The 24,852-nt window shown below is 69.1% G+C and carries 24 protein-coding genes and 1 tRNA gene; 17 read left to right on the plus strand and 8 right to left on the minus strand.

The window, feature by feature from the left end:
- The coding region (locus C0481_RS21065) for a YciI family protein (RefSeq protein ID WP_293407635.1) at nucleotides 1–308 on the minus strand (308 nt) is incomplete at its 3' end.
- A 158-nt stretch (nucleotides 309–466) separates the two neighbouring features.
- Between C0481_RS21065 and cobT the strand changes: the two genes are divergently transcribed.
- Together cobT and C0481_RS21075 are read left to right on the plus strand one after the other, a co-directional pair.
- On the plus strand, nucleotides 467–2,419 hold the full coding sequence (gene cobT, locus C0481_RS21070) for a cobaltochelatase subunit CobT (protein WP_293407637.1): 1,953 nt from the start codon (nucleotides 467–469) through the stop codon (nucleotides 2,417–2,419).
- Between the two features lie 201 nt (nucleotides 2,420–2,620).
- Nucleotides 2,621–3,589 carry an esterase-like activity of phytase family protein gene (locus tag C0481_RS21075; RefSeq protein WP_293407639.1) on the plus strand — a complete coding sequence of 323 codons (969 nt, stop codon included), beginning with the start codon at nucleotides 2,621–2,623 and terminating at the stop codon, nucleotides 3,587–3,589.
- 135 nt (nucleotides 3,590–3,724) lie between these two features.
- Here C0481_RS21075 and C0481_RS21080 read toward each other — a convergent pair whose 3' ends face one another.
- The 3 genes from C0481_RS21080 to C0481_RS21090 all read right to left on the minus strand — a co-directional run bounded on the left by C0481_RS21080 (nucleotide 3,725) and on the right by C0481_RS21090 (nucleotide 5,982).
- On the minus strand, nucleotides 3,725–4,636 hold the full coding sequence (locus tag C0481_RS21080) for an MBL fold metallo-hydrolase (protein WP_293407642.1): 912 nt from the start codon (nucleotides 4,634–4,636) through the stop codon (nucleotides 3,725–3,727).
- Nucleotides 4,637–4,749: 113 nt separating this feature from the next.
- Nucleotides 4,750–5,046, minus strand: a complete 297-nt coding sequence (gene rpmB, locus C0481_RS21085; RefSeq protein WP_293407644.1) for a 50S ribosomal protein L28 — start codon at nucleotides 5,044–5,046, stop codon at nucleotides 4,750–4,752.
- A 366-nt stretch (nucleotides 5,047–5,412) separates the two neighbouring features.
- On the minus strand, nucleotides 5,413–5,982 hold the full coding sequence (locus C0481_RS21090; RefSeq protein ID WP_293407646.1) for an OmpA family protein: 570 nt from the start codon (nucleotides 5,980–5,982) through the stop codon (nucleotides 5,413–5,415).
- A gap of 339 nt (nucleotides 5,983–6,321) precedes the next feature.
- On the opposite strand from C0481_RS21090, the gene C0481_RS21095 reads away from it, so the two are divergent.
- The 14 genes from C0481_RS21095 (at nucleotide 6,322) to C0481_RS21160 (ending at nucleotide 20,920) form a co-directional block, all read left to right on the plus strand.
- The gene (locus tag C0481_RS21095; RefSeq protein WP_293407648.1) at nucleotides 6,322–6,966 is read left to right on the plus strand and encodes a TetR/AcrR family transcriptional regulator; all 645 of its coding nucleotides are present in this window, start codon (nucleotides 6,322–6,324) and stop codon (nucleotides 6,964–6,966) included.
- Entirely contained in the window at nucleotides 6,963–7,934 is a 972-nt protein-coding gene (locus C0481_RS21100; protein ID WP_293407650.1) for an HlyD family efflux transporter periplasmic adaptor subunit, read from the plus strand. The genes C0481_RS21095 and C0481_RS21100 overlap by 4 nt, the downstream gene beginning before the upstream one ends.
- Nucleotides 7,931–8,848, plus strand: coding sequence for an ABC transporter ATP-binding protein (locus C0481_RS21105; RefSeq protein WP_293407653.1), 918 nt, complete (start codon nucleotides 7,931–7,933; stop codon nucleotides 8,846–8,848). Before C0481_RS21100 ends, C0481_RS21105 begins: the two co-directional genes overlap by 4 nt.
- Entirely contained in the window at nucleotides 8,845–9,978 is a 1,134-nt protein-coding gene (locus C0481_RS21110; RefSeq protein ID WP_293407655.1) for an ABC transporter permease, read from the plus strand. Before C0481_RS21105 ends, C0481_RS21110 begins: the two co-directional genes overlap by 4 nt.
- A gap of 87 nt (nucleotides 9,979–10,065) precedes the next feature.
- Nucleotides 10,066–11,889 (plus strand): DUF885 family protein, encoded by a 1,824-nt coding sequence (locus C0481_RS21115; protein WP_293407657.1) that lies wholly within the window; start codon nucleotides 10,066–10,068, stop codon nucleotides 11,887–11,889.
- Nucleotides 11,890–12,057: 168 nt separating this feature from the next.
- Nucleotides 12,058–12,216, plus strand: a complete 159-nt coding sequence (locus C0481_RS21120; protein WP_293407659.1) for a type II toxin-antitoxin system ParD family antitoxin — start codon at nucleotides 12,058–12,060, stop codon at nucleotides 12,214–12,216.
- A gap of 42 nt (nucleotides 12,217–12,258) precedes the next feature.
- Nucleotides 12,259–14,793, plus strand: coding sequence for a helicase-related protein (locus tag C0481_RS21125; RefSeq protein WP_293407661.1), 2,535 nt, complete (start codon nucleotides 12,259–12,261; stop codon nucleotides 14,791–14,793).
- Nucleotides 14,790–15,071: an RNA-binding S4 domain-containing protein gene (locus C0481_RS21130; protein WP_293407663.1), complete on the plus strand. Its 282-nt coding sequence runs from the start codon at nucleotides 14,790–14,792 to the stop codon at nucleotides 15,069–15,071. Before C0481_RS21125 ends, C0481_RS21130 begins: the two co-directional genes overlap by 4 nt.
- Before the next feature lie 20 nt (nucleotides 15,072–15,091).
- Nucleotides 15,092–15,865, plus strand: coding sequence for a pseudouridine synthase (locus tag C0481_RS21135; protein WP_293407665.1), 774 nt, complete (start codon nucleotides 15,092–15,094; stop codon nucleotides 15,863–15,865).
- 84 nt (nucleotides 15,866–15,949) lie between these two features.
- The gene (locus C0481_RS21140) at nucleotides 15,950–16,366 is read left to right on the plus strand and encodes a DUF805 domain-containing protein (protein ID WP_293407667.1); all 417 of its coding nucleotides are present in this window, start codon (nucleotides 15,950–15,952) and stop codon (nucleotides 16,364–16,366) included.
- Nucleotides 16,367–16,408: 42 nt separating this feature from the next.
- The gene (locus C0481_RS21145) at nucleotides 16,409–18,799 is read left to right on the plus strand and encodes a penicillin acylase family protein (protein ID WP_293407669.1); all 2,391 of its coding nucleotides are present in this window, start codon (nucleotides 16,409–16,411) and stop codon (nucleotides 18,797–18,799) included.
- 84 nt (nucleotides 18,800–18,883) lie between these two features.
- Entirely contained in the window at nucleotides 18,884–19,225 is a 342-nt protein-coding gene (fdxA, locus tag C0481_RS21150; RefSeq protein ID WP_056023631.1) for a ferredoxin FdxA, read from the plus strand.
- A gap of 276 nt (nucleotides 19,226–19,501) precedes the next feature.
- Nucleotides 19,502–20,011: a CarD family transcriptional regulator gene (locus C0481_RS21155; RefSeq protein WP_293407673.1), complete on the plus strand. Its 510-nt coding sequence runs from the start codon at nucleotides 19,502–19,504 to the stop codon at nucleotides 20,009–20,011.
- A 72-nt stretch (nucleotides 20,012–20,083) separates the two neighbouring features.
- Nucleotides 20,084–20,920: an alpha/beta hydrolase gene (locus tag C0481_RS21160; RefSeq protein ID WP_293407675.1), complete on the plus strand. Its 837-nt coding sequence runs from the start codon at nucleotides 20,084–20,086 to the stop codon at nucleotides 20,918–20,920.
- Here C0481_RS21160 and C0481_RS21165 read toward each other — a convergent pair.
- From C0481_RS21165 to dctA, 4 genes are all read right to left on the minus strand, one after another.
- Nucleotides 20,917–21,747, minus strand: coding sequence for a CAP domain-containing protein (locus C0481_RS21165; RefSeq protein WP_293407677.1), 831 nt, complete (start codon nucleotides 21,745–21,747; stop codon nucleotides 20,917–20,919). The genes C0481_RS21160 and C0481_RS21165 overlap by 4 nt on opposite strands.
- 49 nt (nucleotides 21,748–21,796) lie before the next feature.
- Nucleotides 21,797–22,156 (minus strand): response regulator, encoded by a 360-nt coding sequence (locus tag C0481_RS21170; protein ID WP_293407679.1) that lies wholly within the window; start codon nucleotides 22,154–22,156, stop codon nucleotides 21,797–21,799.
- Entirely contained in the window at nucleotides 22,153–23,298 is a 1,146-nt protein-coding gene (locus C0481_RS21175) for an HWE histidine kinase domain-containing protein (protein WP_293407681.1), read from the minus strand. Before C0481_RS21175 ends, C0481_RS21170 begins: the two co-directional genes overlap by 4 nt.
- A gap of 108 nt (nucleotides 23,299–23,406) precedes the next feature.
- Entirely contained in the window at nucleotides 23,407–24,714 is a 1,308-nt protein-coding gene (gene dctA / locus C0481_RS21180) for a C4-dicarboxylate transporter DctA (RefSeq protein ID WP_293407684.1), read from the minus strand.
- Nucleotides 24,715–24,774: 60 nt separating this feature from the next.
- Here dctA and C0481_RS21185 point away from each other — a divergent pair.
- Nucleotides 24,775–24,851, plus strand: a tRNA-Arg gene (locus tag C0481_RS21185).
- Nucleotide 24,852 lies beyond the last annotated feature (1 nt).

A 24,852-nucleotide genomic window follows, 5' to 3' on the forward strand; every position in this document is an offset into this window, starting at 1 on the left:
CCCGGCATCGGGTTGGGGCAGCGCTTCACCCAGGCCACCGCCTCGTCCATGTCCTTGACCTCCCACAGCCAATAGCCGGCGACGATCTCCTTAGTCTCGGTGAACGGCCCGTCGATCACCGCCCGCTTGTCGCCGTCGAACGCCACCCGCTTGCCTTTGGACGACGGCTGCAGCCCGTCGCCGCCCTTCATGATCCCAGCCTCGACCAGCAGTTCGTTGTAGCGGCCCATCGCCTCCAGCAGCTCGCTCGACGGCATCGCGCCGGCTTCGCTGTCGACGGTCGCCTTCACCAGAACCATCACGCGCATCGTCATTCCTCCGTCGGCCCCATCGGCCCATTGCGCCAAGGACGTACGTCGCAACCGCGATCCGACAACCTCGTCGAATTTCTTGCGACCGCATCTTGTCCCTACGTCAGGGCGCATTCCCCCTTGGGCGACGCGAACCGTCGTTCTAAATGACTGGCATGGCCAAGAACCCGGAAAGCCCTGTCGAGCCCTTCAAGCGCGCCCTGGCCCATGCCGCGCGCTCCCTGGCTGAGAAGCCGGACCTGGAAATCGTCTATTCGGGCGAGGGTCCGCAGCTGTCGGGCAACCGCGCCGTGCTGCCGCATCCGCCCCGCGACCTGACCCCGGCCGACGCCGCCCGCATCCGCGGGCTGGCCGACCAGATGGCGCTGCGCCTGGCCCACCACGACGTCGCCGCCCACGCCAAGGGCCGTCCGGCCTCGGCGCTTGGCGCGCCGATCTACGACGCGCTCGAACAGGCCCGCATCGAGGCGGTCGGCGCCAATGCGCTGGGCGGGGTGAAGGCGAACCTGCGCGCGGTCCACGAGCACGCCTGGGCCAAGAAGCCGCTCAACCAGCTCGAAGCGCTGGCCAACCCGCCGATGGCCGACGTCGTCGCCCTGCTGGCGCGCGAGCGGATGACCGGCGAGCCGCCGCCCTCGATGGCCAAGCCCTTGGTCGACCTCTTCCGCGCCGAGGTGGAATCCAAGGCCGGCGCCGATCTCGACCGTCTGATCGACGCGGCCGGCGACCAGAAGGCCTTCGCCAAGATCGCCCGGACCATCCTGCGCGACCTCTCGATGGGCGATGATCTCACCGACGCGCCCGATCAGGCCGACGACGAGGAAGGCGACAGCGAGGACGGCGAGGCTGAATCGCAGGACGACGGCGACGAAGGCGAAGGCGAAGGCCAGTCCCCGCAGCAGACCGCGATGGACGAGAACGAGGCGACCCATCGCGAGAGCGAGGACGCCGACAGCCAGATGATGCAGGCGGAGGATGATCCCAACGCCGAGGACACCGACGAGCCGCCGGAGATGGGCGAAGGCGAGCAGCCGGCCCGCCCCGACCTCAAGGGCGACGCCAAGGTCGCCACCTACAAGGTGTTCACCACCGCCCACGACGAGATCGTCGCCGCCGAGGAGCTCTGCGACGCCGAAGAGCTGACCCGCCTGCGCGCCTATCTCGACCAGCAGCTGGCCAGCCTCTCCAGCGTCGTTTCGCGCCTGGCCAACAAGCTGCAGCGCAAGCTGATGGCCCAGCAGAACCGCTCGTGGAGCTTCGACCTCGAGGAAGGCATCCTCGACACCGCGCGGCTGACGCGGGTGATCACCGACCCGACCGCTTCCCTCGCCTTCAAGGAAGAGGAAGACACCGAGTTCCGCGACACGGTCGTGACCATCCTGATCGACAATTCCGGCTCGATGCGCGGGCGCCCGATCATGGTCGCCGCGGTCTGCGCCGACATCCTGGCCCGCACGCTGGAGCGCTGCGGCGTCAAGACCGAGATCCTCGGCTTCACGACCCGGGCCTGGAAAGGCGGCTCCTCGCGCGAGGACTGGCTGAAGGCCGGCAAGCCCGCCCAGCCGGGCCGCCTGAACGACCTGCGTCACATCATCTACAAGGCCGCCGACGCCCCGTGGCGGCGCGCCCGCCGCAACCTCGGCCTGATGATGCGCGAGGGGCTGCTCAAAGAGAACATCGACGGCGAGGCGCTGATGTGGGCGCACCAGCGGCTGATCGGCCGCCCCGAGGCGCGCCGCATCCTGATGGTGATTTCCGACGGCGCCCCGGTCGACGACTCGACCCTGTCGGTGAACTCTGGCCACTACCTCGAGCGTCACCTGCGCGACGTGATCACCGAGATCGAGACCAAGAGCCCGGTGCAGCTGATCGCCATCGGCATCGGCCATGACGTGACCCGCTACTATCGCCGCGCCGTGACCATCGTCGACGTCGAGCAACTGGCCGGGGTCATCGTCGACCAGCTGGCCGAGCTGTTCGACGAGGAGATCCGCAAGGTCACCCGCAAGACCGCCGGCCTGCTGGCCCCGCCGCCGAGCACCCAAGGCCCGCAAGGCGGCCCCGCCCGCCGCTCGACCTTCAAGGAAGTCCGCCGGGCGGTGGCTTAGGCCCCACTCGCTCCCTCGCCCCCTTTGGGGGAGAGGAAATGAGCACGGCCGCTCCCGCCGCACACTCCCTCGCCCCCTTGGGGGAGAGGGTCGGGGTGAGGGGGACTTCGGCCTCCGCCGCAAAAGGACGCCGCCCGGCTTGACCCGCGGCGGACTTCCCCCCTCACTGCGCCCACGCCGCGACCGAGGGGGATAGTGACCATGCGACGTTTCACGCTGACCGCGCTCGCCGCGCTGGCCCTCGCGTCCTGCGCCCAGCAGGCCCCGGCCCTGCCGACGGCGCCGCTGCCGGCCGGGCCGGCCATCGCCATCGCCGCCACGCCCGTCCCGCTGAACCCGGCCGACCCGACCCAGGACCGCATCGGCGACTTCCGCTACGCCGGCGGCCTGGTGCTGTCCTCGGCCGACACCGCCCGCTTCCACGGCCTCTCCGACATGGCTGTCCGCAATGGCGTCGACCTCACCGCGGTCAGCGACGAAGGCGACCTGATCAAGGCGCGGCTCGTGCTCGACAAGGCCGGCCGCCTGGTCGGCCTCACCGGCGGCAAGGTCAGCGCCCTGACCGGCCTCGACGGCAAGCCGCTGCAGGGCAAGCTGGAATCCGATTCCGAGGGCATGGCGCTCCTGGCCAACGGCGACATGCTGATCAGCTTCGAGCAGCGCCACCGCATCTGGCTTTACCCCGCCGACGGCTCTGCGCCGCGGCAGGCGCCCGCCCCCGACGCGAGCTTCCCGGCCAACGGCGGGATGGAGGCGCTCGGCCCGGCCCCCGAGCTTGGCCCCGACGCCTATGTCGCCGGCGGCGAGGAGAGCGGCCAGACCTGGACCTGCCGCCTCTCGGCCGGCTGCGCGCCGGGAGAGGTCATCGCCAAGCCGGCCGAGTTCGGCCTGGTCGCGGTCACCCGTCTGCCACAGGGTCGCACCGCCTGGCTGCTGCGCGCCTGGGATCCGGTGCGCGGCAACCGCATCGCCCTGACCATCCACGACGCTGGCGGCGAGATCGCCCGCATGGAGATGGCGCGCCCCCTGACCATCGACAATTTCGAGGCTATCGCCGCGGTCCCGGCCAAGGACGGCTCGGTGCGATTCTATCTGCTGTCGGACGACAACTTCCAAAGCAGCCAGCGCACCCTGCTGCTGGCTTTCGACTGGAAGCCGGCGCGGCGCTGACCGGCAGATTTCTGGAGGCTCGCGGCCGATACCTGCCGGTAGAGCGCCTATCGGCAGGCCAAAGCGGCCTATGGGCAGGTTGCTGGGCGGAAATCGGCCCCTATCGGCAGGATTGCCGATCGTCGCGCCGATCGCCTAGCCGGCTTCCGGAACCCAGGCGAACCCCTCGCCGTGGGCCTTCACGCGGCCCAGGCCTGGGTAGGGAAAGTGCACGGCGTAAAGCCGTAGGTCCTGGTCCGCCGCCAGCTTCAGCAGCGCCCGGCGACTGGCCGGCGCCGTCGTCGAGCCGCCGTCGTACTCGATGTCCCACTCGGGCTTGGCGACCGAGATCACGAAGTGATGCACGGTGTCGCCGACGTAGAGCAGCCGCTGGTCGTTCGAGGCGATCTCGAAGGCGCTGTGTCCCGGCGTATGCCCCCGGACCTCCACCGCGGTCACCAGGCCCGGCAGAATTTCCGCCCCCGGCGCGAAGGCCGCGACCTTGGGCGCGATCGCCTTCACCAGCGCCGCCTGGCCCGGATCGGCCTGCATGGCCGCCCACTCCGGCGCGGAGACATGGATCGCGGCGTTGGGGAAGGTCAGGCCGCCATCGACCCCGACCAGACCGCCGACATGGTCGGCATGGCTGTGCGAAATGAAGATGTCGGTGACCTGCGCCGGGTCCACGCCGGCCGCCCGCATCGAGGCGAGCAGCTTGCCGCCCTGGGCGAAACCGACCCGCGCCGCCCCGGTGTCGAACAGCATCACCCGGCCTTCGCCACGGACCAGCAGGGGCTGGATGCTGAGATCGAGCGAATCGTGGCCCGCCCCCTTGAGCACCGCGGCCACCTCGGCGGGCGGGCGGCCGACCCCGAAGGTCTTGCCGTCGTTGGCGACCTTGATCGCCCCGTCGAGCAGGGCGTTGGCCTGCAGCGCGCCAATCTTGAAGCTGTAGGGGGCCTGCGCGACGGCGGCGGGTTCCGGCGGCGCGGCGGGCTCGGTCTTCGGCGAACAGGCGGCGAGCGCGGTGAGCGCGGTCAGGGCCAGGGCGGCCTTGCGAAGGGTCATGGCCAGGGCTCCAAGGTCGAACCTGGCGGACTATGATCCCATCGCGCAGCCGTCGAAACGAAAAAGGCCGCCCCGGAGGGCGGCCCTTAGAACCCTGGAGAGAGTTCGTAATCTTAGGCGGCGGCTTGGCTGGCCAGCTTGGCCTTGACCTGACGCTTGATCTTCAGAGCGCGCGGCGACAGCTGCTCGTCACGGGCGCCCGTGAGGAACACGTCCAGGCCGCCCTTGAAATCCAGCGTGCGCAGCGCGGCGTTGGTCACGCGCAGACGGAACGACTGGCCCAGCGCGTCCGACTGGAGCGTGGCGGGCGAGAGGGCCGGCAGGAAGCGGCGCTTCGTCTTGATGTTCGAGTGGCTGACGTTGTGGCCGACCATGGGACCGACACCGGTGAGTTCGCAACGACGCGACATGGCTTTATGACCTACGCGAGAAAAGGGATGGACGGCGGGCGGACCCGCGCCAAGGAGCGGGCGATATAGTCGAAGGGGCCCGGCGACGTCAAGGCGGGGCTGGCATTTGACCGCTTCAGATCGGCAGAAAAGTGACTCTGGGCCCCGGCGGCGGCCGGGCGGCGTTGTGGTCCAATGCCCTTGGGATACAATAGCTTGTAGGGAACAAAGACTGAATCGGGCGGAGTCGCTGATTCGGTCACCCTTCGTTTCGCGCGCGTTCCAGCTGCGCTTGACCGGGCGTTAACCTCAAAACACCGTTCGCTGAACAAGACAAAAGCCCCGTGCGCGGACGCACGGGGCTTTCGATTCTGCGCAGCCGGCTGACTAGGACAGCACGACCAGCACGACGCGGCGGTTGGCCATGCGGCCTTCGCGCGTGTCGTTCGGGGCGACCGGCTCGTCCTCGCCATAGGCGATGGTGGCGATCCGGTTCAGGGCCACGCCCTGCTTGTTCAGGTAGCGGCGAACGGTCTCGGCGCGATCCTGGGCCAGGCGCATGTTGCCCTCGGGCGAGCCGGTCGCGTCGGTGTGACCTTGCACCTCGACGTAGACGTTCTTGTTCTCACCCTTCAGGCGCTCGGCGAAGGCCGACAGCCGCGACTCGGCTTCCGGCGACAGGGTCGACTTGCCGAGCGGGAACTTCAGCGCGTCGTCCGACATCACCACCGAGTACATGAACTTCCCCTCGGCGAGCTTGCCGGCCGCGGTGGCGCGGTCCAGGGCGTCGCGCGAGGTGCGGTCCAGTTCGCCCAGGCGGGTTTCGTGGTTGGCGACCTTGCCGTCGACCACGGCGACCTGCTCGTTGACGAACTTCTTGGTGGCGCAGCCGCCGAGGCCGAGCGTCCCGATAGCGAGCGCGCTCAACACCACGGCGCGAGTTTTTGTACCGATCATCTTCTTACGACCTCTCCCGTCGTCTCTTCCTAAGTCTGGATGCCTTCGAACACCCCTGATGAGCCAAGGGTTTCCCCGCATGGAACGGGCAGACTTCGGCGTCCGTAACGGCCGTCATCGCGCATGGTTGCCGAACGGTTGCGGCGACGTTCCGTCGCACCCTGGCCAAATGGCCAGGGGCGCTCCCCGTCAGGGTCTTCCCTGAGCTACGCGGCGGCGCGGGAACCGCGGCCCCAAGCCGCGCCTTAAGTCCATGGCGACAGTCCAGGAGGCGGGCGGCTTGCGGAGCGTCGCACGCAGGTTTAATAACTGACCAGTCAGTTATTTATGGCGAGACCGATGCTCCCCGCCGGACAGCCGAAGTTCAAGCGCCGCAAAGCCGATCGTCCGGACGAGATCGTCGCCGCGGCAATGGATGTCTTTGCCGAGAAGGGCTTTGCAGCCGCCCGCCTGGACGACATCGCCGCCCGCGCCGGAGTCTCCAAGGGCGCGCTCTATCTCTACTTCGCGACCAAGGAAGACATCTTCCGCGCGGTCATCGAGCAAGGCGTGGCACCCAACCTCGGCCGCCTCCAGACAGCGCTGGCCGAACACGACGCCGCGTTCCCCGACCTGCTGCGCGCCTTCGCGACGATCGTCTCGAGCATCGCGACCGACTCCCCGGTCGGCGGGATCATCAAGATGGTCATCGGCGAGTCGCGGAACTTTCCCGAACTCGCCCGCACCTGGCGCGAGCGGCTGGTCGAACCGGCCCTCGGCGTGATGAGCGGCGCCATCGCCGCCGCCCAGGCCCGCGGCGAACTGCGCGCCGGCGATCCTCGCCACTGCGCGATCTCCCTGGTCTCGCCGATGCTGCTCGGGGTGATCTGGCGCGAGACCTTCGTTCCCGTCGGCGCCGAGCCGCTCGACATCCCGACCCTGGCGCAGCAGCACGTGGAGCTGTGGCTCCGCGGCATGCGCCCCGACGCAGGAGCCGCCGCATGAGGCAACGCGTACTGGTCATCGCCCTGTTGCTCGTGGCCGCCGTCCTGATCGCGGTGCTCTGGGCCTATCCACGCCTGCACCGCTCGCCGGTGCTGTCGGGCTATGTCGAGGGCGAGGCCTTGTACATGGCTTCGCCGGTCGCGGGCCGCGTCGACCAGATGCTGGTCCAGCGCGGCGACCAAGTCGCCGCCGGCCAGAAGCTGTTCGTGGTCGATCCTTCGCAGCTGCAAGGCGCCCGCGACCAGGCCAGCGCCGAAGTCTCCGCCGCCCAGGCCCAGGCCGCAGACGCCCGCAAGGGCCAGCGCCCGGTGGAGCTGGCCGTCTTCGACGCCAATGTCGCCGCCGCCGAGGCGACCCTGCGCGACGCCGAAGCCACCCTGCGACGGGTCCGGCCGCTCGCCGAGAAAGGCTACTACGCCAAGGCCCAGCTCGACGACGCCCAGGCCGCCCGCGACGCCGCCGCCGCCCAGGTCACCGCCACGCGCAAGCAGCGCCAGGCCGCCGCGCTCGGCGCGCGCGAAGACCAGATCCGCGCCGCCGACAGCCGAGTCTCGCAGGCCGGCGCCGCGCTGACCGCCGCCGACGCCCGGCTCTCCGACGTCGCCCCCCTCGCGCCGGGCGCAGCGCGGGTCGAAGACGTCTTCTTCCAGACCGGCGAGTGGGCTGCGGCCAACCAGCCGATCCTGGCCCTGCTGCCGGACGAACGCATCAAGGTCCGCTTCTTCGTGCCCCAGGCCGACATCTCGACCTACAAGGTCGGCTCGCAGGTGAAGTTCGCCTGCGACGGTTGCCCGTCCGGCCTGACCGCCAAGGTCAGCTTCATCAGCCCGCGCCCCGAATTCACCCCGCCGGTGATCTACAGCCGCGAGGCCCGCGACCGCATGGTTTTCCTGGTCGAGGCGGTTCCCTCTGCCCGGCTCAACCCGGGCCAGCCGGTCGATGTCCAGCCGCTGGAGCGCGCGAAGTGACGCTGGCGATCAACGTCCGCGGGCTGAACAAGAGCTTCGGCGACAAGCACGTCGTCCAGGACGTCTCGCTGCAGGTGGAAGAAGGCAAGATCTGCGGCTTCCTTGGCCCCAACGGCTCGGGCAAGACCACCACCCTGCGGATGCTCTGCGGCCTGCTGACCCCCGACAGCGGCGCGGGCACGGCGCTCGGCCTCGACATCATCACCCAGGCCAACCTCATCAAGCGCCGCGCCGGCTACATGACCCAGAAGTTCTCGCTCTACGAGGACCTGACCATCGAGGAGAACCTGCAGTTCTCCGCCCGCATCCACAGCCTCGACCGCCGCAAGGAGCGGGTCGATCAGGCGCTGGAGCGGCTGGGCTTGATCGAGCGCCGCGGCCAGCTGGCCGGCTCGCTGTCAGGCGGCTGGAAGCAGCGCCTGGCGCTGGCCACCGCCACCCTGCACGAGCCCAAGCTGCTGCTGCTCGACGAGCCCACCGCCGGCGTCGACCCAAAAGCGCGGCGCACCTTCTGGGACGAGATCCACGCCCTCTCGGCCGAGGGGCTGACCGTGCTGGTCTCCACCCACTACATGGACGAGGCCGAGCGCTGTCATGAGATCGCCTACATCAGCTACGGCCGGCTGATCGCCCGGGGCACGGCGCAGCAGGTGATCGAGAGCACCCACCTGATCACCTTCAACGGCGAGGGCCCCGGCATCGACCGGCTGTCGGTGGAGATCGGCAAGCTGCCCGGCGTCGACATGGCCGCGCCGTTCGGCCAATCGCTGCACGTCTCGGGCGTCGACCGCCCCGCCCTGGAGGCCGCGCTCGCGCCCTACCGCCGCGCGCCTTTCAAGTGGACGGAGGTCGAACCCAGCCTCGAAGACGTCTTCATCCGCCTGATGGAGACGTCCGAGGACAACTTCAAATGAACGGCTTCTCGGCGACCCGCGTGCTGGCGGTGATGATCAAGGAGTTCAAGCAGCTCACCCGCGACCGCCTGACCTACGCGATGATGCTGGCCATTCCGGTCGTCCAGCTGCTGCTGTTCGGCTACGCGATCAATTCGGAGCCGCGCCACCTGCCAACCGCGCTGCTGGTCCAGGAAGACAGCGTCTTCGCCCGCTCGATCACCGCCGCGCTGAAGAACAGCGCGTATTTCGATCTCGTCGCCCAGGCCCGGACCCCGGCCGAGCTGGACGAGATGGTCCGGCGCGGCGAGGTCCAGTTCGCGATCACCATTCCCGGCGACTTCACCCGCCGCGTCGCCCGCGGCGACCAGGCCCAGATCCTCGTCGACGTCGACGCCACCGATCCGTCGGCGACCGGCGCGGCGGTCGCCGCCTTGGCCGCCCTGCCCCAACAGGCGCTGGCCAACGACCTGAAAGGCGCGCTCGCCGCGCGCGGCCAGGCCGCCCCGCCGTTCGAGGTGATCGTCCACCGCCGCTACAATCCCGAGGCGATCACCGCCTACAACATCGTGCCTGGCCTGCTGGGCATCATCCTCTCGATGACCCTGGTGATGATGACCGCCCTGTCGGTGACCCGCGAGGCCGAGCGCGGCACGATGGAGAGCCTGCTGGCCACGCCGGTCGAGCCGATCGAGGTGATGGCCGGCAAGCTCGCGCCCTATGTCTTCGTCGGCCTGATCCAGACCGCGATCATCCTGCTCTTGGCGCGGTTCCTGTTCGACGTGCCGATGATGGGCGGCTGGCTGGGCCTATCGCTGGGCGTGGCGCTGTTCATCGTCGGCTCGCTGGCGCTCGGCTTCCTGATGTCCACCGTCGCCCGCACCCAATTGCAGGCCATGCAGATGAGCATGTTCTACATCCTGCCCTCGATCCTGCTCTCGGGCTTCATGTTCCCGTTCCGCGGCATGCCCGCCTGGGCCCAGGCGATCGGCGAGGTGGTGCCGGTCACCCACTTTCTGCGGGTGGTGCGCGGCGCGCTGCTGAAGGGTCAGGGCATTGAGGACATGTGGCGCGAACTGCTGGCCCTGACCGCCTTCGTCTGCGTGGTCACGGCCCTGGCCATGGCCCGCTACCGCCGCACCCTGGATTGAACGGGCGCCAGATTAGCGCGAATTAATGGGAGCCCCCGCCTCCGGCGGTGTAACTGTTTTTGCAAAGTTACAGTTACGGGGGATCCCATGCATAACCGTCGCCAGCTTCTGGCGAGCGCCGCCGCGTTCGGCGCCGCCGCCGCTGCGCCGAAGCTCGCCTTCGCCGCCGCGCCGACCGGCGAAGCGGCCAAGATGTACGCCTTCTTCGACAAGGCGATGGCTCAGACCTTCCGCCGCTCGCCAGAACTGCCGACCATGCTCGGCATCGACAAGGGCGACCTAGCCTGGACCAAGTCCGAACTGTCCGACTATTCGCTGACCGCGCTGGCCGAGAACAAGGCCAACACCACCCGCGACCTGAAGGACCTGCGCAGCCTCGACCGCAAGCAGCTCAAGGGCATGGACGCGGTCAATTACGACACCGTCGAATTCGTGCTGGCGGTGCAGGACGAAGCCAACCGCCGCTTCCAGTACGGCGGCCAGGGCGTGAACTCGCCCTATGTCATCTCGCAGCTGACCGGCGCCTACCAGCAGATGCCGGACTTCCTCGACACCCAGCACCGGATCGAGGCCAAGGACGACGCCGACGCCTATGTCGCGCGGATGGAAGCTTTCGGCCGCCTGCTCGACCAGGAAGCCGACGTGGTTCGCCATGACGTCGCGTTGGGCGTCACCCCGCCCGACTTCGTGCTCGACAAGGCGATCACCCAGCTCAAGGCGTTTTTGGCCTACGAGCCGGAGAAGGCTCCGCTGGTCGCCAGCCTAGTGCGCCGGACCAAAGAGAAGAACATCGAGGGCGACTGGGCCGGCCAGGCGCAGGGCCTTTACGCCGAGAAGGTCCGCCCCGCCCTCGCCCGCCAGCTGGCCCTGCTGGAAGAGCTGCGCCCGAAAGCCGTGCATGACGCCGGCTGCTGGCGCCTACCCGACGGCGAAGCCTACTACCGCCTGGGCCTGCGCAACTACACGACCTCGAACATCACCCCGGACGAGGTCCACCAGACCGGCCTCGACCTGGTCCGTAGCCTGGGCGCCGAAGCCGACGCGCTGATGAAGAAGGCCGGCTACACCAAGGGAACCGTCGGCGAGCGCTATCGCGCGATGGCCGAAGATCCCAAGCAGGTCTACCCGAACACCGACGCCGGCAAGGAAGAGCTGCTGGCCAAGCTCAACGAGCAAGTGAAGATCATCGAGGGCAAGCTGCCGCAGTGGTTCGGCCAGCTGCCCAAGGCCCCGCTGGAAATCCGCCGCGTGCCCCCGGCCACCGAGGCCGGCGCTCCGGGCGGCTACTACTTCTCGCCCAGCCTCGATGGCGCCCGCCCGGGCATCTACTGGATCAATCTGCGCGACACCGCCGAGGTGCCCGCCTGGACCCTGCCGACCCTGACCTATCACGAGGGTCTTCCGGGCCACCACCTGCAGCTGGCGCTCAACAACGAGGCCAGCGATCTGCCGCTGATCCGCAAGGTCATCGGCTTCTCGGGCTATAGCGAAGGCTGGGCGCTCTACGCCGAGCAGTTGGCGGTCGAGATGGGCATGTACGACAACGACGTGCTCGGCCACATCGGCATGCTCCACGACGCCATGTTCCGCGCCGTGCGCCTGGTGGTCGACTCGGGCATGCACCACAAGCGCTGGAGCCGCGAACAGGCGGTGAAGTACTTCGTCGACAACATCGGCGACGCCGAGGCCAGCGCCATCACCGAGGTCGAGCGCTACTGCGTCTGGCCAGGCCAGGCCTGCAGCTACATGGTCGGCAAGATCACCTGGATGGACGCGCGTGCTCGGGCCAAGAAGGCCCTGGGCCGCAAGTTCGATATCCGCAAGTTCCACGACGCGGGCCTGCTCTCGGGCGGCACCCCGCTGACGGTCCTCGACCAGGTCATCGATAACTACATCGCCGCGGCGAAGTAAGGCCTAGCTCCGGCGGCGGCTCACGTTGCCGCCGAAATCCTCTCAATGATCGTCATCGCCGGGCTTGTCCCGGCGACCCATAGACGGCAGCCTCGTAGGTCAAACACGGGATCTCGCGTTTATGGGTGGCCGGCACGTTGGCCTGCCATGACGAGCTGGAGATGATGGATGAAGAGCCCCAAGGCCTCGCTTCAGGACGATCGCAACGAAGCGGCCGTTGATGCTCTCCGCGACGCCCTCATTGAGGGTGAAATCAGCGGGCCGTCATCGTCGTTCGACTTCAACGCCTTCATCGCAGCCCGACGGGCAAGCCCCGAAGCTTCCTAGGCCCCGCTTGCCGCGCGATGATTCCCGCCCCACCTTGAAGGCATGAGCGCGCGTCTGTCGGACTTCGGCCCGCCCAAGTTGGTGGCGGTGCTCGGACCGACCAATACCGGCAAGACCCACCTGGCCGTCGAGCGGATGCTCGGCCATGCCAGCGGCATGATCGGCCTGCCCCTGCGGCTGCTGGCCCGCGAGATTTACGATCGCATCGTCAAACTGCGCGGCCCCTCCTGCGTCGCCCTGATCACCGGCGAGGAGAAGATCGTCCCGGCCCGCGCGCAGTATTTCGTCTGCACGGTCGAGGCGATGCCGCTGAGCCGCCAGGTTGAGTTCCTGGCCGTCGACGAGATCCAGCTCTGCGCCGACCCGGAGCGCGGCCACATCTTCACCCACCGCCTGCTGCACGCCCGCGGCCGGTTCGAGACCATGTTCATGGGCGCCGGCACCATGGCCCCGCTGATACGCCGGCTGCTGCCCGACGCCGAGATCGTCACCCGCGAGCGGTTCTCGCGGCTCACCTATTCCGGCCCCAAGAAGCTCACCCGCCTGCCCCGCCGCTCGGCCGTCGTCGCGTTCTCGGCCGACCAGGTCTACGCCATCGCCGAGCTGATCCGCCGCCAGCGCGGCGGAGCGGCGGTTGTCATGGGCTCCTTGAGCCCCCGCACCCGCAACGCCCAGGTCGCGCTCTACCAGTCCGGCGAGGTCGACTTCCTGGTCGCCACCGACGCCATCGGCATGGGCCTGAACATGGACGTCGATCACGTGGCCTTCGCCGGCCTGCGCAAGTTCGACGGCAAGCGCACCCGCTTCCTGCACCCGCCGGAGGTCGGCCAGATCGCCGGCCGCGCGGGCCGCTTCACCCGCGACGGCACGTTCGGCGTCACCGGCGAGTGCGAGGACATGGACGCCGACCTGATCGAGGCCGTCGAGCAGCATCACTTCGAAGCGGTCGCAGCGGCGGAGTGGCGCAACGCCGCCCTCGACTTCTCCTCGCTCGCGACCCTGCAGCGCTCGCTGTCGGCGCCGCCGGCCCAGCCGGGCCTGAAGCTGTCGGCCGAGGCCCTGGACGAGAAGACCCTGCGGGCCCTGGCCGACGAGCCGGAGGTCATCGACCGCACCCTGCGCGACCGCTCGGCCCTGACCAAGCTCTGGGACGTCTGCCAGACGCCGGACTTCCGCAAGACCTCGGGCGAGGAGCATATCCGCCTGGTCCGGGAGTTCTTCGGCTGGCTGACCAGCCGCAACCGCAAGGTTCCCGAGGACTGGATCGCCGGCCAGTACAAGCACCTGGACCGCACGGACGGCGAGATCGACACCCTGGCCGCCCGGCTCGCCAGCGTGCGCACCCTGGCCTATGTCGCCAATCGCCCCGATTGGCTGGCCGATCCCGGCGGCTGGCAGGGCAAGACCCGGCTGCTCGAGGACCGGCTGTCCGACACTCTGCATGAGAAGCTGATGGCGCGGTTCGTCGACCGCCGCACCAGCGTGCTGATGCGCGCGCTGCACGTGCGCGGCGAGGTGCTGGCCGGGGTCGCCGCCGACGGCGCGGTGACGATCGAGGGACAGTATGTCGGCAAGCTGAGCGGCGTGGCCTTCGAGCCGGCCCACGGCTCCTCGGTGATCGAGGAAAAGGCCCTGCGCGCGGCCGCGGTCACCGCCGTCGCGCCCGAGATCGCCAAGCGGCTGGGACAACTGTCCGCCGAGCCCGACGAGGCCTTCGCCTTCACCCCGGACGGCGTCGTGCTCTGGCGCGGCGAGGCGACGGCCGCCTTTGCAGGCGGCACGCCGTTCACCCCCCGCGTCCGCCTCTATGGCGAGCTTGGCCCCGCCCAGGCCCGCGAGCGGGCGGCGCGACGGCTGGAGGCCTTCCTGGCCGCCGAGGCCGGCCGCCGGCTGGCGCCCCTGCGCAAACTCGAGACCGCGGTCGCGACCGGCAAGATCAGGGGCCTGGCCCGCGGCGTCGCCTACCGCCTGATCGAGGCCGGCGGCATCCTGGATCGCGACCTGGTCCGCGCCGAGGCCAAGGCGTTGAGCCAAGTCGAGCGTCGTACATTGAAGTCCCTGGGCGTGCGGCTGGGCGCCTTCAGCCTCTATCTACCGGCGCTGCTCAAGCCCGCCTCGCTTGCCTTCGCCCAGGGCTTCATCCCCCGCGAGGGCCGGGTCAGCGCCGGCCGCCTGAACGGTCCGACCCCGCCGGCGCAGAACCTCGCCGCCTTTGGCCTGCGAGCCGTCGGCCGCCACGCCGTGCCGGTCGAGACGCTGGAGCGGCTCGACGCCCTACTGCGCGCTGCGCCGAAGGCCGGCCTGCTCTCCGACCAGGCCCGCGAGGAGCTCGGCTGGAGCGAGGCCGACGCCCGCGAGATCATGCGCGCCCTCGCCTTCGCCCCCACCACCAAGCCCAAGGACGGCGAACCCCTGGTCTGGCGCCGTCGCGGCGAGAGGCCCCGCCCCGAAGCTCAGGCGCCGCCGCCTGTAAACTCACCGTTCGCCGCGCTGGCCGCCCTCAAGGACCAGCCGCCGCCGGCAAGACGTCCGCGACGGCGGCGCAAGCCCAAGGCGGCGCGGAGCCAGGCGTCATGAGCGAGGACGCCTGCAGGGCCGACGTGTGGCTGTGGCGCGCGCGGTTCTTCAAGACCCGCTCGCTGGCCGCCAAGTTCCTGGACGACGGCAAGGTGCGGCTGACACGCGGCAGCGCCGAGACCCGCATCGACAAGTGCGCGCGGCCGCTGAAGATCGGCGACAAGCTCGTCTTCGCGCTCGGCGGGCGGCTGATCGCGGTCGAGGTCGCCGCCCTCGGCGAGCGCCGCGGCCCGGCCGAGGAAGCCCGCACGCTCTACGCCCCGATGGACGCCGGCTAGCCCGCGCCCTACATGGACGCATGGCCTGGACCCGACGTTACGACGACCCCGAACCCCAACGCGTCAACAAGTGGCTGGCGCAAAGCGGCGTCTGCTCGCGCCGCGAGGCCGAGGGCCTGATCGCCCAGGGGCTGGTGTTCATCGACGGCGAACGGGTGGACGACGCCGGCCGCAAGATCCTGCAGGGCCAGACCCTGGTGCTGAACAACAGCGCCCAGGAAAAGCTGAGCTCCAGCCTGTCGATCGTGCTGCACAAGCCGATCGGCATCGTCTCGTCGCTGCCGCAAGACGACCAGGTCGAGGCCGTCACCCTGCTGACCCGCCAGGCGCTGTGGGGCGAGGGCGAGGCGACCATTCCGACCGCCGCCAACAACCTGGCCCCGCTCGGCCGGCTGGACCGCGAGTCGCGCGGCCTGCTGGTGTTGTCCGAGGACGGCGTGCTGGCCAAGGCCCTGATCGGGCCGGAGTCCGAGATGGACAAGGAGTACAACGTGCTCCTGACAGGGGTGATCACGCCCCAGAAGATCGCGCTGCTGCGCCACGGCCTGGAGCTGGACGGCCGCAAGCTGCGCCCGGCCAAGGTCACCCAGGTGACCGAGCAGAAGCTCAACATCGTCCTGAAGGAAGGCCGCAACCGCCAGATCCGCCGCATGGCCGAGCTGGTCGAACTGCGCGTCGTCGACCTGATGCGCGTGCGCGTCGGCCCCCTGAAGATCGGCGACCTGCCGGAGGGCAAGTGGCGGCCGCTGAGCGCCGAGGAACGCGCGGCGCTGATCACGGCTTCAAAGGGCTAGCCGCGCCGAAGTAACTTCGACGGAGGGCACTCGACCCAAGGTTAAGCTTGCGCCACGATGCGCGCGGGACCTGTTGGGGCGATCATGAGCGACAAGCCACTTGACGTAGAGCGTAGCGAGAGGCCGTTGTTTGGCTTTCTGAAGGGACGCGCAGGTCGCAAGGAGTACTGGTTCTACTTCGGCATGCTTTGCATTGTCGGCTTCCTCTTGAGCCTGATCATCGGGGATATCGGATCCAGCATCTCCATCGCCTTCGCGATCGTTCAGATTCGCCGGCTACACGACTTCGGCCGTAGCGGCTGGTGGCTGCTCCCCGTACTTTTGATGCCCGTATGCCTGCCATTGGTCGCATTGCAACTGGGCCTGCTGGGGGACACGCTTCTGGTGACTCTGGCGCTGTACCTTGCGGCCTACATCTGGATGGGGGTTCGTAAGGGCGACGCCGGAGACAACCGCTTCGGTCCGCCCCCCGCCTCGAGAGGCATCTTCCTCGGCCGCTAGCGCGCAATTGCCCATGGCGGCTGCGCAGCCTAGCGTGGCCGTATGCAACGTCTCGTGTCCGCCGCCATCCCCGCCGCCCTTCTGCTCGCCACCGCCGCCCACGCCGCGCCCAAGCAGGAGACGCTGAGCGTCGCCGGGCTGGCCCAGCCGGCCGAGATCCGCATCGACCGCTGGGGCATCGCCCATATCTATGCGGCCGACACCCGCGACGCCTTCTTTCTGCAGGGCTACAACGTCGCCCGCGACCGGCTCTGGCAGGTCGATCTGTGGCGCAAGCGCGGCCTTGGCCTACTGGCCAAGGACTTTGGCCCGGACTACGTCGCCCAAGACCGGGCCGCGCGGCTCTTCCTCTATCGCGGCGACATGGCCCGCGAGTGGAACGCCTATGGGGCCGGGGCCAAGGACAACACGGAAGCCTTCGTCGCCGGCCTGAACGCATTTGTCGACGAGATCGCCGCCGGCAAGCGGCCGCTGCCGCAGGAGTTCCAGATCGCCGGGACCAGGCCCGACCGCTGGAGCGCCGACGACGTGGTCCGCATCCGCAGTCACGGCCTGACCCGCAACGTCCCCAACGAAGTCGGCCGCGCCCGCATCGCCTGCGCAGGCGGCATCGCGGCCGCCCGCCTCTACAAGCACATCGAGCCGAAATGGGAGACCAAGGTCCCGGCGGGCCTCGATCCCTGCGACATCACCGAGGCGGTGCTGGGCGACTACGAGCTGGCCACCCGCGGCGTCCGCTTCACCGGCTCGCAGGCCAAGCTCGCCATGCTGGAGATCCCGCCCGAGGCGATCGGTTCGAACAACTGGACCGTGGCCGGCAGCCGCACCGCCACCGGCCGCCCGATCCTGGCCAACGACCCGCACCGCGAGCACTCGACCCCGTCGCTGCGCTACATCGTGCACATGGAGGCGCCCGGCTTTTCGGTGATCGGCGCCGGCGAACCGGCCCTGCCCGGCGTCTCGATCGGCCACAACGGCACGGTCGCCTTCGGCCTGACCATCTTCCCGGCCGACCAGGAGGACCTCTACGTCTACGAGACGAAGGTCGGCGCGCCGCTGAAGTACCGCTACGGCGACGGGTGGGCGGACATGTCCACCGTCACCGAGACCATCGCGGTCAAGGGCGAGGCCCCGCGCAAGGTCGAGCTGCACTTCACCCGCCACGGCCCGGTGGTCTACGCCGACGCCGCCAGGTCGCGCGCCTTCGCCGTGCGCAGCGTCTGGGCCGAGCCCGGCACCTCGGCCTATTTCGGCTCCATGGGCTACATGACCGCCAAGGACTGGCCGAGCTTCCGCAATGCGCTTTCCGACTGGGGCGCCCCGTCCGAGAACCAAGTCTTCGCCGACACCAAGGGCGACATCGGCTGGGTCGCGGCCGGCAAGGTTCCTCGGCGCGCCAACTGGGACGGCCTGATGCCGATCCCGGGCGACGGGCGCTACGAATGGACCGGCTTCCTGAAGCTGGATGAGCTGCCAAGCACCCACAACCCGGCCTCGGGCTGGTTCGCCTCGGCCAACCAGCTGAACCTGCCCGCCGACTACCCCTACGCTGAGCGCAAGGTCGGCTTTGAGTGGTCGAACGCCGCGCGCATGCAGCGGATCGAAGAGGTCCTCGCCGCCAAGGACAAGCTGACCCTGGTCGACGCCATGGCCCTGCAAACCGATCCGACCGACGTCACAGCGCGTCGGATGAACGCCCTGCTGGCGAGCGTGAAGACGGGCGACCCCAAGCTCGCCGCCGCCATCGCCCTGCTGGCCGGCTGGGACCAGCGCACTGCGGCCGACAGCGCCGGCGCGGCGCTCTATGAGGTCTGGATCACCAAGCACCTGGGCAAGGCGACCGTCGCCCGCGCCGTGCCGCTGGCGGCCCGCGCGGCCATGGGCAATGGCGACATCGCCGCGGTCATGGCGCTGCTGGAAGCGCCGGACGCCAGCCTCGGCGCGGATCCGGCCGCCGCCCGCGACGCCATCCTCTCGCAGAGCCTGCTGGCCGCCTATGACGAGGTGGCCGGCCAGCTCGGTCCCGATCCGAAGGCCTGGGCCTGGGGCAAGCTGCATCAGGCGCGGTTCGATCATGCGCTGACGCCGAAGGTTCCCGCCGCCGAGCGCGACGCCTGGTCCAGCGGAACCGCGCCGATGGCCGGGACCGCGCTCTCACCGCTGGCCGCGACCTGGCGGCCGAACGACTATCGTGTCGTCGCCGGGGCCTCGTTCCGAATGGTGCTGGACGTCGGCGCCTGGGACAACAGCATGGCGATCAACACGCCCGGCCAGTCGGGCGACCCGGCCAGCCCGCACTTCCGCGACCTGTTTCCGTTGTGGGCCAAGGGAGAGTACGTGCCGCTGAGCTACTCGCGCCAGGCGGTCGAGGCGGCGACCGAAACAGTGATAAGTCTGCAGCCGTCTGGGGGGACTAATACCCCTTCCAGATAAGTTGCGGGCCACGGCCATTGACTTTGGGCGCCCGGAGCCGGAAAAACCGCCGCCCGATTAGACCGGCCGGAGTTGTACCTCGCGATGACCTACATCGTCATGGATCCTTGCATCAAATGTAAGTTCATGGACTGCGTCGAGGTGTGCCCCGTCGACTGCTTCTATGAGGGCGAGAACTTCCTGGTCATCAATCCGGACGAATGCATCGACTGCGGCGTCTGCGAGCCGGAATGCCCGGTCGACGCCATCAAGCCGGACACCGAGGATGACTCGGATTCCAAGTGGTTGAAGATCAACACGGACTACGCCAAAGTCTGGCCGAACATCACCGTAAAGGGCGAACCACCCGCCGACCGCGAGGAGTTCGAACGCGAGACCGGCAAGTTCGAAAAGTACTTCAGCGAAAAGCCCGGCCGCGGTTCCTAGGCGCCTCCCAAAGGGGCAAGCCTTTCTTTCGGCTGATTTTTATGATACCTTCCGCGCTGATGTGACGGTGGCGATCACGCGCGCCGCATCAATTTCTGCAGAAGAGCCGTCCCCGGCCAGTGTACGCCGCTAAATGGCGAAGGGTGTCCTAGAGGTCTATTTCCGTTCCTACAGGGGTAAGACACCGCGCAGTTTTTGCGGCGGGTGTCCTTTGGCCTTGTCGGTACAGATTAACGCCTCTTAACGGGTTCGGACGAGTCGAAAGGACTTGAGCGAATGAGCAAGAGCGGTCTGGAATTCTCCGTCGGCGATCACGTCGTCTATCCGGCCCATGGCGTGGGCCAGGTACAGGGGATCGAAACCCAGGAAGTCGCCGGCTATTCTCTCGAAGTTTACGTCATCACCTTCGACCATGAGAAGATGACCCTTCGCGTTCCGACCGCGAAAGCCCGCACCGCCGGCCTGCGTTCGCTGGCTGAAGGCAACGTCGTCAGCCAGGCGCTCACCACCCTGAAGGGCCGCGCCCGCGTGAAGCGCACCATGTGGTCGCGCCGCGCCCAAGAATACGAAGCCAAGATCAACTCGGGCGATCTGATCTCGATCGCCGAAGTGGTCCGCGACCTGCACCGCGCCGAGAACCAGCCGGAGCAGTCGTACTCGGAACGCCAGCTCTATGAATCGGCGCTGGACCGCATGGCCCGCGAAGTCGCCGCGATCGAGCGCATCGACCGCGAAGAGGCCATCACCATTCTCAACAAGAGCCTGGTGAAGGCGGTGGCGGCCTAACGCCGCCCCAACCGATTGCAAGTTCGGAACGCCCGGCCGCAAGGTCGGGCGTTTTCGCATTCAGAGCCCCGCATGCCCGCGCCGATCACCTTCAGCGACCTGCTGTCCCGCCCCCGCGCCGCCGCCGACCTGCGCATCGCCTATGGCCAACATCCGCTGCAGTTCGGCGAGCTGTGGCTGCCGAAGGACGCTGGGCCCCGCCCGGTGGTGGCGATGATCCACGGCGGCTGCTGGCGCGCCGACCTGCCCGGGCTGGAGCTGATGGACTACGCCTGTGCGGATCTGCGCGAGCACGGCGTGGCGGTGTGGAACATCGAGTACCGCCGCATCGGCCATGACGGCGGCGGCTTTCCAGGCACCTTCCTCGACGTCGGCGCGGCCATCGACCACCTGCGCCAGCTGGCCGGGCCGCACGGGCTGGACCTGCCGCGCACGGTCTTCAGCGGCCACTCAGCCGGCGGGCACCTGGCCGTCTGGGCGCTGGGCCGCGCCCGCCTGGACCCGAGCAGTCCGCTCCACGTCGCCGATCCCCTGCCCGCGCTCGGCGCCGCGCCGCTGGCCGGGATCATCGACCTGGCCGCCTATCACGAGCACGGCCCCGACGAGTGCGGCGGCCCGGGCGTCATCGACGCCCTGGTCGGCGCCGGCGCGCGGGAGACCGCCGACGCCTATGCCGACACATCCCCGCCCCGCCTGCTGCCCCTGGGCGCGCCGCAGACGGTGATTTCCGGCGCGCTCGACCACATCGTGCCCAGCGCCTTCGGCGCCGCCTATGGCCGCGCCGCCGCCGACGCCGGCGACGCAGTGCAGGTCATCGACTTCGCAGACGCCGGCCACTTCGAGCTGATCGACCCCTCCTCGCAGGCCTGGCCGCGGATCCGAGCCGAACTGGTCGCGCTGCTCGGCTAGATGCGGGCGAAGATCGGCCCCCAGAGGATCTGATACTGCGACCGGTCCACCCGCCGCCGCGGACGCAGCTGGTAGATCCCGCGCGGCAGCGGCTCGCCCTCGATCCGCGCCCAGGCCGCGTCCTCGTCCAGCGGATCGGCGAGGGCGAAGCTGTCAAACACCGGCCGGGCCTCACGCAGGGCGCTGGCCAACTCAGCCTCTTGTGACAGCTTGAAGGGCAGCGGCGCGCCCAGCCTTCCGTCCGGCCGCGCATAGAGGCCCACCGCATAGGTGCGCTGGCCGCGGGCGACGACGCCGAATCCGGCCTGCGCATAGCGGGGCCGCAGCAGGTTCGACCAGTGCGAGGGACTGCGCCGCCAGATGCCCATCAGATCGTCCGCATCGGCGGTCTGCGCCGCCCGGCGATAGGCGATGTTCTCGCTGGCCGAACCGATCATCCGCCGCGCCAGCAGCCCGACGCGGTGGCTCGGGTCGAACCCCTCGGGCGAGAGATGCTCGACATAGCCTCGCGCGGCGAGATCGGCGGCGTGGGCGCGCGCCACGCGAGCGAGTTCGGCGTTCCAGGTCAGGGCGGGCGCGCCATCCGCGAGGCGCGCCTTGTTGGTGAGCGACAGGAGCTCGCGCTCGCTCGCCCCCTGGAATGCGCCGCCGCCGGCGTCGGCGACGCAGGCGCGCAGCCGCGCCTCATAGGCGAGCCAGACCTCCTCGGTGGCGCCGGGGATCACGCGGGCGACGGCCGGCGTCGCCATGAGGCCGCCCAGGCCGGCGAGCAGCATGCGCCGCGACGGCGCGGCGAAATCGACACGGGATGGGGCGCGGTGCAGCATCCGGGTTCCCGTCGGGCCCCACAGCGGGCCCGCTTACGCTACCAATCGATCAGGCGAGGGCCGCGAAGGCCCGCACCACCGGCAGGAGTTGGTCCTGGTTGACCGGCTTACGGATCAGCGGGGTGTCCGGATAGCCGTCGCTCGGCAGCACTCCATACCCCGTCGCGAACACGAACGGCACCCCGCGCGCGCGCAGCGCCTCAGCCAACGGAAACACCGTCTCGCCGCCCCCGAGATTGACGTCCAGCACCGCGCCGTCGGGCAGCCGCTCCTGGCTCGACAGCCAGGCCAGGGCCGGAGCCAGCGCCCCGAAGCTGGCGGCGACCTCGCAACCCAGGTCGGTCAGCAGGTCCTCCATCATCATGGAGACCAGCGGTTCGTCCTCGACCAGCACCACGCGCGGCGTCATGCGAGCGCCATCCGCGACGAGAGCGGTGCGCGCAGGCGAAACTGCACGCCCTCCGGATCGAACAGGATCTGCGCCTCGCCGCCCAGCTCCTGGGCCATGCCCTGCTCGATCAGCCGCGAGCCGAACCCGCGCGAGGCCGGCGCATCGACCTGCGGCCCGCCCCGCTCGACCCAGCGGAACTCGAGCGCTCCGGGCGCCTCGCGGCGGTCGACCTCCCAACTGACGTCCAACCGGCCGCCCTCGACGCTGAGCGCCCCGTACTTGGTGGCGTTCACCGCCAGCTCGTGCACGGTCATGTGCATCGCCACGGCGGTTTCCGGAGCCAAACCAACCTGTGGCCCCGACACCGCCAGGCGCAGCCCGCCGACCCCGCAGAACGGGGTCAGCGCCTGGCCCACCACGTCGGCGAGGCCCGCCCACCCCCAGTCGCCCTGGGTCAACAGTTCGTGCGCCCGCGACAGCGCCCCGATCCGGCCGTTGAACGCCTCGACGAAGTGCGCCGGCGAGGCCGCGCGCCGCAGGGTCTGGTCGGCGATCGACTGCACGGCCGCCAGCGTGTTCTTGCAGCGGTGATCCAGCTCGCTCACCAGCAGCTTGCGGCGCTCAAGCGTCTCGTGCAGCGCGGCATAGGCCTGGACATTGGCCAGCGCCGTGGCTGTGGCGCGGGCGATGACCTGCAACAGCATCACTTCCTCGGCCGTCGGTTCGCGCGGCTGGCCCCAGTAGGCGCCGATGGCGGCGATGGCGTCGCTGGGGCGCACCGGCGTCATCACCAGGCTGCGCACGAAGGTCGGGCGATAGGCGTCGTGCGGGATCCGCGCGTCGGCGTAGATGTCCGGGATCACCGCGGTCTGGCCGTGGAGCATCGCCCAGCCGGAGATGCAGGCGCTCATCGGGAAGCGCAGCCCTTTCCAGAGCGGGGCGATCGCATCCTCGTCCAGATAGACGCACTCGTCGCGCTCACGCAGCACGAAGGTCACGCCGTCGGCGCCCGTCAGGACCCGCGCGCGGACGCGGACGATCTCGGCGATCTGCTCGATCGAGCGCGCGCCGGACAGCGCCTCGATCACCTCGACGAGGGCGAAGACCGGGTTCTTCGGGTCGCCGCCCGACATCCCCATCTGAGCATCCGCCTCCAACATGGCGTGCTCCCCTGACACCTCAACCACTAGCCCTAGGTTGAATCCTGCCTCAACGGCGCCACCCCGCGCAAGTCAATCCCGGGTTGATGCCAGGCGAAATTCGCCAGGTCAGTCGGCGTCGGCGTGGGCGGGAACGGCTGCCGCCGCCGCATGATTGGGTCCGCGATCCAGTTCTCGCGCCAAGGTCTCGCGGTCGAGATCCCCCTCCCAACGGGCGATGACGATGGTGGCCACGCCGTTTCCGACCAGGTTGGTCAGGGCCCGGCACTCGCTCATGAAGCGGTCGACGCCGACCAGGATGGCCAGCGAGGCGATCGGAATCTGCGGGGCCACGGCCAGGGTCGCGGCCAAGGTGATGAAGCCGGCGCCGGTGACGCCGCTGGCGCCCTTTGAGGTCAGCATCGCCACCCCCAGCAAGGTCAGCTCCTGGGTCAGGGTCAGGTCGATGTTGGTCGCCTGGGCCAGGAACAGCGTGGCCAGGGTCATGTAGATGTTGGTGCCGTCGAGATTGAACGAGTAGCCAGTAGGGATGACGAGGCCCGTGGTGGTCTTGCCCGCGCCCAGGCGCTGCATCTTGTCCATCATCTGCGGCAGCACTGATTCCGACGACGAGGTGCCCAGCACGATCAGCAGCTCCTCGCGGATGTAGCGGAGGAACTTGAAGATCGAGAAGCCGGCCAGCATCGCGATCAGGCCCAGCACCACCAGTACGAACAGCAGCGAGGTCGTGTAGAAGGTCGCCACCAGCGCGCCAAGCTTGAGCAACGCGGCCAGCCCGTACTTGCCGATCGTGAAGCCCATCGCCCCGAAGGCGCCAACCGGGGCCAGCTTCACGATCACCTGGATGATCGAGAAGAACACCTTCGAGATGTCTTCCAGCACCCCGGCGACCTTGTCGCCGAACGCCCCCAACCGCGAGCAGGCGAAGCCGGTGATGATCGCGATGACCAGCACCTGCAGCAGCGCGCCCTCGGCGAAAGCGCCGAAGAAGGCGTCGGGGATCAGGCTGAGGATGTAGTCGGGCAGGCTGTCGCCGTGCTCGGCCTTTTCGACATAGCCGGCGGCGATGCTGGGATCGAGGGTGGCCGGGTCGATGTTGAAGCCCTGGCCCGGTTTGACCAGGTTGCCGACGATCAGGCCGATCGCCAGGGCCAAGGTCGAGACGACCTCGAAATAGATCAGCGTCTTGGCGCCCAGGCGCCCGAAGGCCTTGATGTCGCTCATCCGGGCGATACCTGAGACGATGGTGCAGAAGATCACCGGCGCGACGGCCATCTTGATCAACTTGATGAAGCCATCGCCGAGGGGTTTGAGCGCAATGCCGACGTCAGGCCAGATCGCGCCGACGGCGATTCCCAGCGCGATCGCCACGAGAACCTGCACGTACAGCAGGCGAAACACCTTCAAGAACCCCATACGCCCCTCTATCGCAGCCATTCCCACCGGAACAGCCTTGCGCTATCACCCCCACCGGTCGGCCCGGTAGCTCAGCAGGATAGAGCAGCGCTTTCCTAAAGCGAAGGTCGGGGGTTCGAGTCCCTCCCGGGCCGCCAG

The sequence above is a fragment of the Phenylobacterium sp. genome, assembly GCF_013822795.1.
In the GTDB taxonomy this organism is placed as follows: Bacteria; Pseudomonadota; Alphaproteobacteria; order Caulobacterales; family Caulobacteraceae; genus Phenylobacterium.